The sequence below is a fragment of the Lacticaseibacillus huelsenbergensis genome (genome assembly GCF_029726355.1).
Lineage (GTDB): Bacteria > Bacillota > Bacilli > Lactobacillales > Lactobacillaceae > Lacticaseibacillus > Lacticaseibacillus casei.
Map to the genome: position 1 here is coordinate 2,152,787 of NZ_CP120687.1, position 16,498 is coordinate 2,169,284.

At 48.6% G+C, this 16,498-nt stretch carries 17 protein-coding genes; 15 read left to right on the forward strand and 2 right to left on the reverse strand.

The window, feature by feature from the left end:
* Positions 1-70 precede the first annotated feature (70 nt).
* The 3 genes from prfB to ftsX all read left to right on the forward strand — a co-directional run bounded on the left by prfB (position 71) and on the right by ftsX (position 2,828).
* A protein-coding gene (gene prfB / locus LHUE1_RS09935; RefSeq protein ID WP_107750272.1) for a peptide chain release factor 2 occupies positions 71-1,187 on the forward strand; the annotation gives its coding sequence in 2 pieces (ribosomal slippage) (positions 71-142 and positions 144-1,187; 1,116 coding nt in all).
* A gap of 77 nt (positions 1,188-1,264) precedes the next feature.
* Positions 1,265-1,951, forward strand: coding sequence for a cell division ATP-binding protein FtsE (gene ftsE / locus LHUE1_RS09940; protein WP_025012520.1), 687 nt, complete (start codon positions 1,265-1,267; stop codon positions 1,949-1,951).
* Complete coding sequence (gene ftsX, locus LHUE1_RS09945) at positions 1,941-2,828, forward strand: permease-like cell division protein FtsX (RefSeq protein ID WP_049169073.1); 888 nt, start codon at positions 1,941-1,943, stop codon at positions 2,826-2,828. Before ftsE ends, ftsX begins: the two co-directional genes overlap by 11 nt.
* A 145-nt stretch (positions 2,829-2,973) precedes the next feature.
* On the opposite strand, the gene LHUE1_RS09950 is transcribed toward ftsX, so the two are convergent.
* Both LHUE1_RS09950 and LHUE1_RS09955 read right to left on the reverse strand, forming a co-directional pair.
* Positions 2,974-3,867 carry an IS3 family transposase gene (locus tag LHUE1_RS09950; RefSeq protein WP_049171184.1) on the reverse strand — a complete coding sequence of 298 codons (894 nt, stop codon included), beginning with the start codon at positions 3,865-3,867 and terminating at the stop codon, positions 2,974-2,976.
* Positions 3,864-4,541, reverse strand: coding sequence for a helix-turn-helix domain-containing protein (locus LHUE1_RS09955; RefSeq protein ID WP_213291479.1), 678 nt, complete (start codon positions 4,539-4,541; stop codon positions 3,864-3,866). Before LHUE1_RS09955 ends, LHUE1_RS09950 begins: the two co-directional genes overlap by 4 nt.
* Positions 4,542-5,002: 461 nt before the next feature.
* Here LHUE1_RS09955 and LHUE1_RS09960 point away from each other — a divergent pair, with 461 nt between their 5' ends.
* From LHUE1_RS09960 to LHUE1_RS10015, 12 genes are all read left to right on the forward strand, one after another.
* Complete coding sequence (locus LHUE1_RS09960) at positions 5,003-6,112, forward strand: PDZ domain-containing protein (RefSeq protein WP_049171503.1); 1,110 nt, start codon at positions 5,003-5,005, stop codon at positions 6,110-6,112.
* The gene (locus LHUE1_RS09965) at positions 6,109-6,816 is read left to right on the forward strand and encodes a response regulator transcription factor (RefSeq protein WP_010489426.1); all 708 of its coding nucleotides are present in this window, start codon (positions 6,109-6,111) and stop codon (positions 6,814-6,816) included. The genes LHUE1_RS09960 and LHUE1_RS09965 overlap by 4 nt, the downstream gene beginning before the upstream one ends.
* On the forward strand, positions 6,809-8,476 hold the full coding sequence (gene pnpS, locus LHUE1_RS09970; RefSeq protein WP_049171497.1) for a two-component system histidine kinase PnpS: 1,668 nt from the start codon (positions 6,809-6,811) through the stop codon (positions 8,474-8,476). Before LHUE1_RS09965 ends, pnpS begins: the two co-directional genes overlap by 8 nt.
* 90 nt (positions 8,477-8,566) lie before the next feature.
* Positions 8,567-9,433 (forward strand): phosphate ABC transporter substrate-binding protein PstS family protein, encoded by an 867-nt coding sequence (locus LHUE1_RS09975; protein ID WP_049171494.1) that lies wholly within the window; start codon positions 8,567-8,569, stop codon positions 9,431-9,433.
* Positions 9,434-9,580: 147 nt separating this feature from the next.
* Positions 9,581-10,504 carry a phosphate ABC transporter permease subunit PstC gene (pstC, locus tag LHUE1_RS09980; RefSeq protein WP_025012523.1) on the forward strand — a complete coding sequence of 308 codons (924 nt, stop codon included), beginning with the start codon at positions 9,581-9,583 and terminating at the stop codon, positions 10,502-10,504.
* On the forward strand, positions 10,501-11,385 hold the full coding sequence (gene pstA / locus LHUE1_RS09985; protein ID WP_010489412.1) for a phosphate ABC transporter permease PstA: 885 nt from the start codon (positions 10,501-10,503) through the stop codon (positions 11,383-11,385). Before pstC ends, pstA begins: the two co-directional genes overlap by 4 nt.
* An 84-nt stretch (positions 11,386-11,469) precedes the next feature.
* Positions 11,470-12,288 carry a phosphate ABC transporter ATP-binding protein PstB gene (gene pstB, locus LHUE1_RS09990; protein WP_025012524.1) on the forward strand — a complete coding sequence of 273 codons (819 nt, stop codon included), beginning with the start codon at positions 11,470-11,472 and terminating at the stop codon, positions 12,286-12,288.
* 9 nt (positions 12,289-12,297) lie between these two features.
* Complete coding sequence (gene pstB, locus LHUE1_RS09995; RefSeq protein ID WP_010489407.1) at positions 12,298-13,062, forward strand: phosphate ABC transporter ATP-binding protein PstB; 765 nt, start codon at positions 12,298-12,300, stop codon at positions 13,060-13,062.
* 10 nt (positions 13,063-13,072) lie between these two features.
* Positions 13,073-13,750, forward strand: coding sequence for a phosphate signaling complex protein PhoU (gene phoU, locus LHUE1_RS10000; RefSeq protein ID WP_010489405.1), 678 nt, complete (start codon positions 13,073-13,075; stop codon positions 13,748-13,750).
* Positions 13,751-14,319: 569 nt separating this feature from the next.
* A complete protein-coding gene (gene liaX, locus LHUE1_RS10005; RefSeq protein ID WP_049171491.1) occupies positions 14,320-15,810 on the forward strand; it encodes a daptomycin-sensing surface protein LiaX in 1,491 nt (496 codons plus the stop codon).
* 12 nt (positions 15,811-15,822) lie between these two features.
* Positions 15,823-16,083 (forward strand): hypothetical protein, encoded by a 261-nt coding sequence (locus LHUE1_RS10010; RefSeq protein ID WP_010489401.1) that lies wholly within the window; start codon positions 15,823-15,825, stop codon positions 16,081-16,083.
* 2 nt (positions 16,084-16,085) lie between these two features.
* Positions 16,086-16,421, forward strand: a complete 336-nt coding sequence (locus tag LHUE1_RS10015) for a phage holin family protein (RefSeq protein ID WP_025012526.1) — start codon at positions 16,086-16,088, stop codon at positions 16,419-16,421.
* Positions 16,422-16,498 lie beyond the last annotated feature (77 nt).

A 16,498-nucleotide genomic window follows, 5' to 3' on the forward strand; every position in this document is an offset into this window, starting at 1 on the left:
CAAGGCCACTTACACTCCGGCTTCTAACCGCGCCACCTCACGCTCACTTATTTGGGAAAGGATTTAGACGATGGAACTTAATGTTATGCGCAACACCTTGGCCGCCATGCGGACCAAAATAAATCAATTTAGGGGGTCACTTTGACCTCGATGCCTTGAACGAACGGATCACTGAAAACGAAGGCAAAATGGCTGAGCCGGGCTTTTGGGATGACTCTGAGGCCGCGCAAAAAGTGATTGATGCCAACAATGCGTTGAAGGAAAAGCATGATCGTTTTTATGCACTTGAAAACGAGTTAGAGGATCTTGAAGCTGGTCTCGAGCTGTTGCAGGACGAACCTGATCCGGATCTGCAGCATGAAGAAGAGACCAAGATTAAGGATCTTCAAGACAAGCTCGATCAGTACGAAATGCAGCTCCTTTTGAACGGCCCGTACGATCACAATAATGCTATTTTGGAAATTCATCCTGGCGCTGGTGGCACGGAATCACAAGACTGGGGTTCCATGTTAATGCGCATGTATCAACGCTGGGCCGACCAGAATGGTTTCAAAGTGGAAGTGGCCGATTATCAACCGGGTGACGAGGCCGGAATCAAAAGCGTGACGCTGCTTATTAACGGTGAAAATGCCTATGGATTGCTTAAAAGCGAAAAAGGTGTGCATCGGCTAGTCCGGATATCACCGTTTGATTCCGCTGGCCGTCGTCATACCAGTTTTGCCTCCGTGGATGTGATGCCAGAGCTCGATAATTCAATTCAGGTCGACATTCGCCCGGAAGACGTCAAAATGGAAGTGTTCCGGTCTAGCGGTGCCGGTGGTCAGCATATTAACAAAACCTCCAGTGCGGTTCGACTGATTCATATTCCAACTGGTATTGTCACCTCAAGTCAGGCACAGCGGTCACAATTCCAAAACAAAGCGACCGCGATGGCGATGTTAAAAGCCAAGTTGTATCAGCGTGAAGAAGAGGCCAAACGCGCCAAAGCCAAGGCAATTCAAGGCGAACAAAAAGATGTCGCGTTTGGCTCCCAGATTCGGTCTTACGTTTTCCATCCCTATACGATGGTCAAGGATCATCGAACCAATTACGAAACCGGCAACGGTAACGCCGTCATGGATGGCGACCTCAATCCTTTTATCAACGCTTATTTACAGTGGGAACTTTCACAGAAAAATCCGGATTAAAACTGTAATCTGCCTGAAACCTTGCTGACTTAATCGCCTGTTATACTGTCTCTAGCTTAGAAAAAGGAGCAAAATGCATGATTCAAATGGAAAACGTGACGAAGCAATACGCAAACGGCGTCACCGCCATCAAGGATGTGAACCTTAAGATCCAAGATGGTGAGTTTGTTTACGTCATCGGGCCTAGTGGTGCCGGAAAATCGACGCTTGTTAAAATGCTGTACCATGAATTGATGCCGACCAGCGGCACCATTAAAATTGATAACTTTGACTTTTCGACCATGAAGCCTTCAGAGGTACCATTCTTGCGTCGCCACATCGGCATTGTCTTTCAGGACTTCAAACTCTTGCCGCGATTGACCGTGTACGAAAATGTCGCCTATGCGATGCAGGTTATCGAAGCGCCGGATGATGAAATCAAAGATCGGGTGCTCGAAGTACTGGGGCTCGTTGGCTTGGAGCAGAAGTTGCGCCGTTTTCCTGATGAATTATCTGGTGGTGAACAACAGCGGGTGTCAGTTGCCCGTGCAATTGTGAACAAGCCAAAGGTACTGATTGCCGATGAGCCAACCGGTAACCTAGACCCACAAACCTCCGATGAAATTGTCGATATCCTTGAACGCATCAACGCCAACGGGACGACCGTTATTATGGCGACGCATAACAAGGATATTGTCAATGAACGGCAACACCGGCTGCTTGAAATTGCCGGTGGTCGTTTAGTTCGTGACGAAGAAGGAGGCACATACGGCAATGAAGAGTAAAGTCTTTTTCCGCCATGTCAAAGATTCTCTGCGCAGCTTACGGCGTAACGGCTGGATGTCAGTTGCCGCCGTCAGTGCCGTGACGGTAACCTTGTTACTTGTCGGTATTTTTATGGCATTAATCTTCAACTTGCACCATATTTCGCAACAGGTTGAAAATGATGTTCAGGTGCGGGTTTATATTGATAAAAAAACAACAGTCAAGCAGCGGGATGAGTTAAAAAACAAGCTGAAGAAACTTGATCACGTCAATAAAGTGACTTACCGTTCCCGTCAGCAGGAATTGGATACGATTATTGGCGGTTACGGATCTCAGTGGCGGATGTTCTCCGGCGATCAGAATCCGTTAAGCGACGTCTATATGGTTAAGACGACCAGCCCCAAGGCAACGATAATTGTGTCTAAAGAGGCGCAGAAGCTGGATCATGTTGTTGATGCCAGTTACGGCGGCCGGACAGCGAAGAAACTCTTTAATTCTGTCGATCTTGCCCAAAAGTGGGGACTCGGCTTTACAATCCTGCTGCTATTTGTTGCCGTATTCCTGATCAACAACACCATCCGAATTACGATTCTATCGCGTTCCGACGAAATCAGAATTATGCGGTTAGTCGGTGCAACCAATTCCTATATTCGGTGGCCGTTCTTACTTGAAGGGGCATGGACCGGCTTGTTCGGGGCAATCCTGCCGATCGTCGTTGTCGATGTCGGCTATGCCGTTGTCTACCACAGTTTCAGCATGGCTAACGGCGCCAGTGGCTATTCACTTTATGCCAATATGCCATTCCTATTCTGGCTGGACTTGATGTTAGCCGGCATCGGGATCGTCATTGGCGCGCTCGGATCGGTCATCTCAATGCGGCGGTTCCTTAAGTTCTAGAGCATTAATTAGTCTATGAAAGTTAATCTAATCAAATTTACAAAATAGACTGGTCATCATTCACGACCACAGTATATAAACGGACGTATTCTGCGGTCGGCCCTGTCAAGTTGACAGATGAAATAATATAAAATTTTGGTAGCTTTTAGATGGCCTTATTCCAGTATTCTTCTGGGGTAAGGCCGTCTCTTTGTCCTGAACGGTTGTCGTGATTGAAATAGTGGATCCCATCTTCAACGAGCTGGACGAACTCCTTATAAGTTTTTGCCATTGGGTGACGATCCATCCACCGCAGTTTAAACTCATTCCACCAGCGCTCCATCGGTGCGTTGTCATAGGGCGTTCCCGGTCGCGACATACTTCGTGTCACTTCAAACTGGCTAAGGTAGCGGTTGAATGCCTTAGATGTATAGGCGGAGCCACGATCAGTATGAATGAGCGGATGGACGTTGCTGGCGCGAGTGAAAGCGCGCTGGAAGACCTGAATCTCAGCGGCGGTTGTTTCGGTTGCGCTTAGATTGTAAGCCAACAGATTGCGACCATAGAGGTCAAGAACGCCACTGAGGCGCATCTTGTACTCGCCGTTGATACCGTATTTCAACTCGGTTGAGTCGGCTAGCCAGACTTGATTAGGGCGTTCCACGTAGAAACATTGATTGAGCACATTGTCTTGCAGGTACTGTTCAGATTGCTTGACGCGACTATGCCGTTTTTGGCGAATCTGACATCGAATGCCAAGCTCGCGCATGACGCGACGAACTTGTTTGATCGTGACCGGGAAGTCAATTAGCTCATCCTGTTGTAAGTTGATCAGGAGATTCCCGGCGCCAATGCCTTGGTGATGAAAGTCAAACCAATATTGGGTCCGCTCCTTGAGCTGCCGATCGTGGACCTCCCACAATGTTTTCTCCCGCCTTAAGCCTTTGTAATAAGCTTGACGGCTGACGCCAATAACGTCCAATAACTTTGTGACAGCGCCGTGGTGGCCTTGACTAACTTCTTCGATGGCACGGTAAGCTTGTCGGCGTTGTTTGATCACTCCTTGTGCTGGATTTCCAGTAATTTTTTTACAAAGGCCTCCACTAGCTCTTTGTCCTTGAGTTCAGCTTCTAGTTGACGAATGCGCAGTTTGGCCTTGTCTAATTCGGTTAGATCACGCTTGTCTTTGTGGTGACCACGGTTATCTACCAGCGCCTCATAACCGCCTTCGCGAGCCTTGATCACCCAAGACCGTGCCTGTTGATAAGACACATCAAAATGGGCTGCCGCTTCAGTATAGGAGTGCTTACCCTTAGTGACATATTCAACGACTTTAATGCGTTCTTCGAAGGTGGTTGTACGACTCATGGTGGGGACCTGCTTTCTAGACGGTGAAGCCGTCAAAGATTGATGATCCCTATTATACATGGCTATCCAACGTTGCAGTTGTGTTGATGAACGCAGACCAAATTGCATCGTAACTTCGGCTAATGACCCTTCACCACTAAGATAAGCAAGCACTGCTTCAAGCTTTAGCTCTTTGGTATAATGTTGATTCTTTCGAGCTTCCTCTAATCCCTTAATCCCATCACGTTCATAGAGTGTCTGCCAACGTTGTAATGTACGATCACCAAGACCGTGTTGACGAGAGAAACTACTGATACTTGTCTTCGAATGTCTGAACTCCTCCAATATGTGTAACTTTTCTTGAGCTGTGTACTTAGATCTGGGCATAGAAAATCCCTCCATGATCATCAGATGAATTATGATATTTCATCTGACAACCATAAAGGGATTATCGCATTCTTCAGTAAAGGGGATATGTTCGTTTTTTTGTTTCCCAAGTATAATTCGTTAAAGGCATTAGGGTAACAGTGCCAAAGCGGAGCAATCGTAGGCCAGATGGGGCTCAGCAGTGAAGTCATTGTTGGCGGTTTACCGCCTACAATGAGGCCGAGCTTCGAGACCGCGTACTTTGCGGGCTCGAAGTCGTGCCCACTGCTCTAGCTTCGCGTCGCCACCCTAGCTGGCCGGAGATTGCGGAGTTTGGCACGGCTTGGAACTTATTACCTAAACTTTTTTGTAGACTTCAATACCGCCTCCGCATCACTGAGCCATCCCCGATTGCCCAAACCTTATAGGAGCGGCAGTTGATTTCTGCTATACTGTTTACAGTGAATAGTGGAGGGTTACGAATGGCAGTGATCATTGCCTTACTTATCAGCCCGGTTGGTTTGGCGTTTTGGCTAGCCTTAGGGTTGACGATTTTGTTTGCGGTTCGGCGCACGAGCCGTGAACGCCACCAGTACTTGCGGGCGATTCACCCCAAACATATTGAGATTGCCCGGTTTTTTTGGGTAGGTATCCTGATCGGTATTGTGGTATCCGCCATCTCGGTTTTGGCACGACTTCAGGTCAGTTTAGCTGCGTTATTGGCATTAAGCGGCTTGACCGTGATTGGTTTGATATTGTCTGCATGGTCGTTTAGTCCATGGTGGCTAGGTCTTGCAAGTTTGGCCACATTTATTCAACCAGATTATTCTGATACAGATGGGCAGCTAGCAGCTAATTTGGCGCTTTTGATCGGCCTGCTTTGGCTTACCCAGGCTGTGTTGGCGCGGCTGAATCGTGGCGACCAACTTGAATCGCCGGTTATTTTGGTAGATCGGCGGCAGCGAAAAAGTGCGACGTTTCGTTTGCGGCAATTTTACTGGGTACCGTTGCTGGTACCGGTGGATCCCGCTCAGGTTGCCGGTTCACCGGTGTTGACTGTGATCATTCAAGCATTTGCAATCGTCGGCCTGCCTTTGATCTTAGGTGCCTCATTTACGGCACAGCATGATCGGGCGAAGATGCATTGGCAACGCAGCTGGCCGTGGTTTGCCGGAGCTGGAGGCGCATTAGTTGTATACGGCGTCGCTGCACGATTACTGTTCCTTCCAGCACTTGTGAGCGCCATCGTGCCTGCATGTATCAGTGTTATTCTTGGAATCGGGTTACTCTGGCAAGGCCATAAGGTGTACCTGACAGTGACGCGCACTGATCGTGGGGTTGTTTTAATCGGGGTTGTCCCTGATACCCCAGCAGCACAAATGAATTTACAACCAGGAGATCGGGTGCTTTCCTGTAACCACATCGCGGTGAATAGCGCCAGCGAATTGTACGATGCCATTCAAAAGGAACCCACTTATTGTCGCTTGCGGCTTCAACAGGCAGATGGCGAGTTACGTCTTGCCGAAACCGCTATTTTTTCAGGTGCGCCGCATGAACTTGGTATGATTTTATTCCCGGAGGAGACAGCATGAAGAAGATCTTGATTGTTGATGACGAGCCAGCCATCTTGACGTTGCTGCAATATAATTTAGAAACCGAACACTATCAGGTGGAGACAGCAACCGATGGGCAAGAAGCCTTAGACAAGGTACGTAGCGAACCGTTTGATTTTATTATTCTCGACCTCATGTTACCAAGCCTGAGCGGACTGGATGTCACCCGCAAGATTCGTGAAGATAAGATTCAGACACCCATCATGATCCTGACAGCGAAGGATAATGAAACCGACAAAATTGTCGGACTTGAACTGGGTGCCGACGATTATGTCACAAAACCGTTTTCGCCGCGCGAGATTATTGCACGGATCAAGGCCATCGAGCGGCGTAGTCAGAGTCAACCGCAAACCACGGCGCGCTCCGGTAACGACAATCAGATTACCGTTGGCCAAATCACCATCGATCCGGAAAACTATAAGGCTAGCAAAGCCGGTCACCGGCTGCAACTGACCCCTAAGGAATTTGAGTTGCTGGTTTATTTTGCCCAGCGAGTAGGTAAGACCCTGTCTCGTGACGCTTTGTTAAATGGCGTCTGGGGGTTTGATTATCCAGCCGAAACCCGCATGGTCGATATTCAGGTCAGTCATTTACGGGATAAGATTGAAACAGATCCCAAACATCCGGATTATTTAAAGACAGTTCGGGGATTTGGTTATCAAATGGAGGCACCACATGAATAAACGGGTTTTTCGCCGTGCACTTGTTATTAGTCTGCTATCATTGGCAGGCTTTTTTGTGCTTGTGACAACAGTGAATCAACAAATCGTTCACCAACAGGCGCGTGATCTTCGCCGAGTGGCCAGAACTTACGTGACGTCTGATCATGATGGCGTTGATCGCCAGGCGCTAGCTGAATCAGAAGCTGCTTTTATCACGATCATTCCGGATAATCCTCAGACCACCAGACAGAAGGTAATGGCTGATGCGTTGCGTGGCCGCCGCGCCAAGGCTTTTGTCACATCAGTCAACGTTTATGGACGGACGGAGCAGGCTTATCTGTTTCGGGATCACGGGCAATGGGTTGCTGTTAGCCGCTATAAGTCAAGTGTATGGACCACGGCGCCAGAGCAATTTTGGATTCTGACACTGATCTTCGCGGCCTTAATTGCGTTGATCTTACTCTGGCTTTTCCGATCTGAACATCAGTATCAGGAAGCCATCCGGGGCATGAGCCACAATCTGGATCGCATCCGCGAAAAAAAGGAACCCGATCCGGTGATTTTGCCGCCGAAGTCACCATTTGTACCTGTGGCACAGCGAATCAATGCGCTCGCCGCTGAACAGGCGCATCTCCGCGAAAAAGTAGCTGTGCGCCAGTCGAGCTTTGATCGCTTAATCGACAACCTACCTTTAGGCGTCATGTTGATTGACACAAACAAAGACGTCATTCTGCATAACCATGCCATGTCGCAGCTTTTAGGGCATCAGATTCCCCAACCGCGTCACAGTTATCTCGACGATGTCAAAACTTACGCGCTTGCTCGGATGATCGAGCATACATTCCGCCATGAAAAGACCCATCATCAGGAACTGACCGTCTTGGCGACCCAAAAGTCGGTGGACGCCTCCGTTATTCCGTTGAATCAAGGCATTAGCCGGCTGCAAGTATTGGTGATTTTATATGATGTGACGTATCTTCGCCAGGTGGAAAAAATGCAGCTGGATTTTGTCGGCAATGTCAGCCACGAATTAAAGACGCCGGTCACCGCGATTGCCGGGTTTGCGGAAACTTTGTTGAACGGGGCTAAAAATGATCCGGCGACTCTGGATAAATTTTTAGGCATCATTTTCGATGAAAGTAAGCGACTCACCCAGCTAATCAATGATATTCTGACACTGAGCCGACCGGAAACCAATCAGGCGGTGCAGGCGACAGTCGCCCTCAAGAAACTGGTCGATGACGCCTTGCACAATTTGGATAAAGTGATTAAAGATAAACAGATTCGGGTTGAAGTCGCGATTGCACCCGACTTGCAGATTGTTACCGACGAACGTAAGCTGACCCAGATCGTGCGGAATCTTTTGAATAATGCTGTCTTTTACAATCGTCTGGCCGGTCACGTGACGATTACCGCGCAAGTCGTGGGCGACCACTTATCATTAGCGGTGGCGGATACGGGAATCGGGATTCCGGAAGAAGAACAGGCCCGTATTTTCGAACGCTTCTACCGGGTCGATAAGGCGCGCAGCCGGCACAACGGTGGCACGGGCTTGGGCTTGGCCATTGTAGCCGAGCTGGTGAAAAGTATGGATGGCCGGGTCGCGGTCAATAGTCAGGTTGGGGTTGGTTCAACCTTTACCGTAACATTGCCGGTCGGCCAAAATAATCGTCCGACTTAACGTCGATGTTTACACAACCTTTACATTCAACAGCATGAACATTTACACACAGCTGATAAGATGGTTGGAGCTTGAAATGGAGGATTTCGTGTGAAAAAAATTGTGACCCTGTTTACGATCATGCTTCTGGCGTTTACAGCAAGTGCATGCGGCAGCAGCAGTAATAGCAAACAGTCAGGTGAATCCATCACCGCAGTTGGATCAAGTGCGTTGCAGCCATTGGTTGAAGCAGCAGGTGAACAATATCAGACGGAACATCTCGGCGTCTTTATCAACGTCCAAGGCGGCGGGAGCGGCACCGGATTGAGCCAGATCCAGCAAGGGGCTGTTGATATTGGCAATTCGGATCTTTTCGCTGAAGAAAAACCGGGTATTAACGCTAAAAAGCTTGTGGACCATAAAGTTGCCGTTGTTGGCATTGCGCCGATTGTTAACCCGGACGTCGGGGTCAAGAATGTCACGATGGCCCAATTGCAACAGATCTTTCTAGGCCAGATCACCAATTGGAAGCAGTTGGGCGGCAAGAATGTGCCAATCGTCTTGGTTAACCGGGCGCAAGGATCCGGAACCCGGGCAACGTTTGAAAAGTGGGTGCTTCAAGGCAAGCAGCCGGTTGCCGCGCAAGAACAGGATTCGACCGGGATGGTTCGGCAGATTGTCGGCAGTACGCCTGGGGCTATTTCGTACGTTGCCTTTTCCTATATCGATAAAACGGTTCAGAGTCTGTCGGTAGATGGCGTTGCGCCGACTGATACCAATGTGACAACCAACCGGTGGCGGATCTGGTCGTATGAACACATGTACACGAAGGGCCAACCGCGCGGGCTAACCAAGCAATTCTTGGCTTATATTATGTCATCACCGATTCAAAAAAAGCTGGTGCAGAAAATGGGCTATATCCCGATGACCCAGATGAAGGTCGTCCGTGATGCCAGTGGCCATGTTAGCAAGCAATAACTGCACAATGGCAGCTTTTTGACGGGCACTTTGCAGCCGAGTGCGATGTGAATGTGACGTTTGGCAACCGAAGTACACGGATCGTTGTCAAAAGGGGCCATTTATTGACATGCACGGTCACGGTGATGAGATTTTAGGAGGATTATGATGGATCCAATTCGAGAAGCGATGTTAAAAAAATCGCGTTCAGCCAAGTTAGAGCGGCGCGGCAAAATGATTAGCCTATTTTGTATCACCTTGATTGTGATTGTGGTGGTGGCCATCTTTTTCTTTGTTGCATCTAAAGGACTGGCAACCTTTTTCCAAAACAAAATCAATCCTTGGTCGTTCTTGACTAAGAGTGTTTGGAACCCTTCGATTAAGGATGCTCATGGGAATCCCGAAGTCGGGGCTTTGCCGATGATTGTCGGCTCGTTTGGCGTCACGTTCCTTTCGGCAATTATCGCGACGCCTTTTGCGGTTGGTGCCGGCATTTTTATGACTGAAATTTCCCGTAAATGGGGGCAAAAGATTCTGCAACCGGTCATTGAGCTTCTGGTTGGGATTCCGTCAGTGGTTTATGGCTTTATCGGATTGTCCGTCATCGTGCCGTTCATTCGTCACATTTTTGGCGGCACCGGCTTTGGGATTCTGGCTGGGACGTTTGTTTTGTTCGTCATGATCTTACCAACCGTGACGTCCATGACGGTTGATGCCTTAAAAGCGGTGCCGCGCCATTATCGTGAGGCATCGTTGGCGTTGGGTGCGACTCGCTGGCAGACGACTTATCGGGTTGTTCTGCGAGCAGCCATTCCCGGCATTTTGACCGGGATCGTTTTCGGCATGGCGCGGGCGTTTGGTGAAGCCTTGGCGGTGCAGATGGTCATCGGGAATGCGGCCTTGTTGCCAAAGAATCTGGTGTCTCCGGCCTCGACACTGACATCGGTTTTAACCAGCGGCATCGGTAATACCGTCATGGGATCGCTTGACAATAACGCGTTGTGGTCCTTGGCGTTGCTATTGCTGCTGATGTCATTGGCCTTTAACCTGTTGATTCGGTGGATCGGGAAGAAAGGGGAGCTGAACAAATGAATCCGAAAATTGCGGATAAAGTAGCTACCACAGTGCTTTACATTATCTCAGGCATCATCATTATTATTTTGGCAAGCCTGCTTGGTTATATTCTGTTTCAAGGGGTTCCCCATATTTCCTGGCACTTTCTGACAAGTCCGGCGCAAAGCTTTGAGGCTGGCGGTGGGATTGGCATTCAACTGTTCAACTCGTTTTATTTGTTACTGCTGGCCATGTTGATTTCAACGCCGATTTCCTTGGGGGCCGGCATTTACTTGAGTGAATACGCAAAGAAAAACTGGTTGACGGATGTGATCCGGACTTCCATTGAAATCCTGAGTTCGTTGCCATCAGTTGTTGTCGGTTTGTTTGGTTTCCTGATTTTTGTTTTGCAGTTTAAGTTTGGATTTTCGATTTTGTCGGGTGCGCTGGCATTGACGGTTTTCAACTTGCCACTGTTAACGCGAAATGTTGAAGATTCATTGCGCGGCGTTGGCAATGAGCAGCGCGAAGCAGGCTTGGCCCTTGGACTTTCACGCTGGGAAACGGTGTTACATGTCGTGATGCCTGAAGCGTTGCCGGGGATCATTACCGGGATGATTCTTGGCGCCGGCCGTGTGTTCGGTGAAGCTGCGGCATTGATTTATACGGCTGGACAAAGTGCGCCGGCGCTTGATTTTACCAATTGGAATCCAGCGAACATTGCTAGCCCGTTGAACCCGTTCCGCCCAGCCGAGACGCTGGCGGTGCATATCTGGAAAATCAACTCTGAAGGGATTCAGCCGGATGCGGTTGCGGTTTCCGCCGGTGCCAGTGCGGTGCTGGTTATCGCCGTTCTAATCTTCAATGTGGGTGCGCGGTATTTTGGTAATCGTTTATTCAAAAAGATGACCGCCGCTTAATGCGTGGTTCACGATGATGATTTGCGCGGATGACGTGATGAAGATAGTCATGGCGCCTATCATGAAAAGGCATGGAGGGTCAAGATGCAAGAACTTGAAAAGTATTCTTTAGATGATACGTATATCCGCCCGTTTGATCGGGACAAGCAGGAGATTGCCATTGAAACGAAGGACCTGCATGTTTTTTATGGCGACAGTGAGGCCATTCACGGCGTATCGCTGCCTTTTGAACGGTATAAAATCACCGCATTGATCGGCTCGAGTGGCTCCGGGAAGTCGACCTACTTGCGTTCGCTGAATCGAATGAACGATAATATTGAAAGTGCCCGTGTCACTGGCAAGATCATGTATCGCAACATCGATATTAACAGCGATGCCGTTGATGTCTATGAAATGCGCAAACACATCGGAATGGTTTTCCAACGGCCTAATCCGTTTGCGAAGTCTATTTATGACAATATTGCCTTTGCATTGCGCCGCTTTGGTCTTAAGGACAAAAAGAAGCTGGATGAGATTGTTGAAACCAGTTTGAAGCAAGCCGCCTTATGGGATCAGGTTAAAGATGATCTGAATCAAAGCGGCATGTCGCTGTCAGGTGGTCAGGCACAACGGTTGTGTATCGCCCGGGCCATTGCAATGAAGCCGGATATTCTGTTGCTTGATGAGCCGGCCAGTGCGTTGGATCCGATTTCGACTTCAGCGGTCGAAGATACCTTGCTAGCGTTGAAGGATAAGTATACGATTATCATCGTTACACATAACATGCAGCAGGCAGCTCGGATTAGCGACTATACCGCGTTCTTTTATAGCGGCGCCGCACTTGAATATGATGAAACCCGTAAGATCTTCACGCGTCCCAAGATTAAAGCAACCAACGATTATGTTTCCGGACATTTCGGCTAGGAGGTCCCCATGGCTGAAGCACAAAAAATCATTACCAGTTCAGATGTTCATCTTTTTTACGGCAAGTTTGAAGCACTAAAAGGGATCAGTCTGGATTTCAACCAGCACGAAATCACGGCTTTAATCGGGCCTTCAGGTTGTGGTAAGTCGACCTATTTACGCACGCTTAATCGGATGAACGATCTGATCCCAGGCGTCACGATTACCGGCACGATCAGCTTGCGTGGCCAAAACATCTATGCGCCAAGCGAAGATGTGGTTCAGTTACGCAAGCAAGTTGGCATGGTGTTTCAACAACCGAATCCTTTTCCTTTTTCGATTTATGAAAATGTGATTTATGGATTACGTTTGGCCGGTGTTAAAGATAAAAGTAAGCTGGATGAAGCCGTTGAAACAAGCTTAAAGCAAGCGGCCATTTGGGATGAAGTCAAAGACCATTTGCATGACAGTGCGTTATCGTTGTCAGGTGGCCAACAGCAGCGGGTGTGCATCGCGCGGGTGCTGGCGGTTAAGCCGGATGTTATTTTGTTGGATGAACCGACCAGTGCCTTGGATCCGATATCCAGCACTCAGATCGAAAATATGTTGCTGGGCTTACGCGATCAGTACACGATTATTTTGGTAACGCACAGTATGCATCAAGCATCCCGAATCTCGGACAAAACGGCCTTTTTCTTAACCGGTAATTTGATCGAATTCGCTGACACGAAACAAATGTTTTTAAATCCAAAAGAAAAGGAAACCGAAGACTACATCACTGGACGCTTCGGGTAGGAGGGGTAGTATGCGACGACTTTTTGTTGACGAATTGAACGATCTTCATGTACGTTTTTCGGAAATGGGGATGATGGTCAATGAGGCCATCTATAAGTCCGTGAAAGCCTTCATTAATCATGACAAGAGTTTGGCCCGCGAAGTGATCCAGGAAGACAAACATATCAATGAACGCGAAGTCGATTTGGAAAAACGCAGCTTTGAACTGATTGCTCTGCAGCAACCGGTTACGACGGATCTGCGGGTGATTGTGACGGTGATGAAGGCCAGTTCTGATCTCGAACGAATGGGCGATCATGCGGTTTCCATTGCCAAATCAACGATTCGCGTCAAGGGCAAAACCCGGGTGCCGCAAATCGAAACCGAAATTGCCGGCATGGCCGAAGCGGTCAAGGAAATGGTTGAGCAGGTTTTGGACGCGTATGTTAAGGAAGACTCCGCGCGAGCCCGAAAAATTGCGCTTGAAGACCACGGGATTAACGACTTCTCATCCCGAATTTATAAAGAATGTATCCGCCAGATGCAGGACAACCCGGAAACCGTGGTTGGCTCGATGGACTACATGCTCGTCTCCTCTTATCTGGAACGGATCGGCGATTATGTCACCAACATCTGCGAGTGGATTGTTTACTTAAAGACCGGGAAAATCACTGAACTTAACTCCAATGCGATTGAAGACAAGTTCTGATGAAGGGACACTTCAACAACGGGGATTGTTAAAAGTGCTCAGTTAGTATTTATGCTCAATCAACAGGCAGGACCATAAATTCACAGCTACAGCAAAAAGCAAACATGCTCTGCGATAACGAGGGAGTATGTTTGCCTTTTTGTTTCCCTGAAGTAATCTGGTGGGTTTATTTAAGATATGAGTGCCAAAGCGGAGCAATCGTAGGCCAGATGGGGCTCAGGAGTGAAATTGGCATTAAACGGGCGGTTTTCCCGTTTTAGGCCAAGGCCGAGCTTTGAGACTCAGCCGGGCTTGCTGAGGCTCAAAGTCGTGCCCACCCCTCTAGCTTCGCGGTCGCCAGCCCCATCTGGCCGGAGATTGCGGAGTTTGGCACGGCTTGGAACTTATTGCCTAAGCTTTTTCGACCGTTCAGAATCAAACTATGAGCGCACCTACTAAATTATGATTTAACCTCGTTATAAATGAACCGTCCGCCTTCCGTCCCGTTTAAAAATCAACCTTTGGACCTATGCGCCGTGGTCAAATTCCGTGCATACTAATCATGTAATCAAATCCTGGAGGGATAACCCATGAATGAACGCGAAAGAATTTTAGACCTCGTCAAAAAAGGCGTTATTTCAAGCGAAGAGGCACTGGTACTTTTGGAGAACCTCGCCAAACAGCAAGGCTCCCAAGCCGACAGCCCGGCCGATCATACTGCTCCCGAAGATGACTCGGAGTCAGATACGCATGATCAAGCCAAGCACGATGATCACGAAGAAACCGATACTGACACCGATGCTGCGTTGACCGAACTCAACACCGAGATTGCCGAAGCAGCCGGTGCATTGGACGCGGCAACAACGCAAGTAACCAGCATCAACAAGCAAATTGAAGCCAATAACGAACAGATTATCGTCTTAGACACGATGGAAGATCTTGAAGCTTTGTCCCCAGAGAAATACCAAAAGCGCGGGGAATTAAAGCAGGAGAATCAGAAACTCACCGATCAACTAGCCGAGTTAAATGGCCAGGTTGAGTCACTTAAAGCCAACCTTGCCACCCTTCGTCATCAGAAACATGATCTGGAACGTCAAAAGATCGGCGACAAGATTTTCAATGACGAGTGGCAAAAAGATGCCCGTGACGTCTTTTCCGAACTTGGTAAAAATATCGGGGATGCGACCTCGCAAATCGGCGGTTTTGTCAAAGATACTGTCAACAATGTCTTGGATAATGTCGATTGGAAGAATGTCACCGTTACCGTTCCTGGCTTAGCCACAGAGAAGTTCGAGCATGTATTTAAATTTCCTGACAGTAAGGCAACCATTTTGGATGTGAAGGTTGCTAATGGTGACGTGCATTTTAAGCCTTGGGATCAACCGGGTATTCAAGTCGAAGCAGCCATCAAGCTGTACGGCAAAATGGATGCACCGACACCGCTGGACGCGTTTAACGACCGCAGCCGGATTGATGTCACCGATGATCATTTCAGTTTCCAGGTGCCTAATAAGCGCGTTCAGGCCGACCTAGTCATTTCACTGCCAAAACGCAGCTATGATCATGTGGCTGTGCGCTTACTCAACGGTAGTGCGGATCTGACCGGCATGACCGGAAAAGATTTCTATGTTAAGAGCACCAACGGTCAAATGACCTTCACCAATATTGATGGTGTCATGATCGAGAGTGAAGGCGTCAATGGTTCTATCAAGGTTCAGGGCGGGCACACACATGATTTATTGCTGACCACTGTCAACGGCGACGTTTCGGTTGATGCCGACCCAGCAACGGCCGCACTGAAAACCGTTAATGGAACGGTTCGTGCCACCTATCAGACCGACTTTACCAAACTCGAAGGGACTTCGATGAATGGCAATGTGAAAGTTGCCGTACCGGCTTCGATTGCCTTGAATGGCGAAGCCCGGACCCATTTTGGCAGTATTAAGAGTCGGCTGAGCAATGTCACCGAACCGGCAAAAGGTATCAAACGCTTCGAATTGGAGCGGCCGGGCACTGGCAGTAGCGAGCTGAAACTCAATACCACCAGTGGTAATATTCAACTGAAAGATTCAAATGACTAAGGGGGATCGCTTATGCCTTTTCTATTAATTCCATTAATGTTTTTCATCGTTGGCTTGGTTTTGGTGGCGGTATTTGCGATCGGGATCATCTTGTTGAAAATGTTAATCGTACCGGCACTTCTGGTGGTTTTGGCTGTATGGCTATTCTCGCGCCATGACCGTGATGGCCGCCGTGGTCCACGGCATCCATATCGCGATCAAGGTACGTCGCGACCGCGTAAAAACGCCACCCACGTTACCGAGTCACATGATGATGATTGGAGCGATTTCTAGTCATGAATTTCATCAAACGTACCATCATCACAACCGCCGTTTTCTTAATCTATGCGCAACTGTTTCCTAGTCAACTCTATGTTGCGGGCTTTGGTGTGGCCGTTGTCGGTGCGCTTGTTTTAGGAGTTCTTAATGGCTTGCTACGACCAATCCTGGTGATTCTGTCGATTCCAATTACAATTCTCACGTTAGGGTTGTTTTTAATCGTCCTCAACGGCTTGATGCTCAGCATGATGACATGGTTCGTGTCCGGCATTGTTTTCAGCAGTTTTGGCTCAACCATGATGCTGGCGATCATCATCTCGGTGATGAATATGATTTTTGTAGGTAAAAAATAGCGCAGCTTGATCAGCAGTTGCGCCAGAAGTTGGTCCTCGAGACATAAATTGTCCGGGGGTCTTTTTTTGGGCTAATG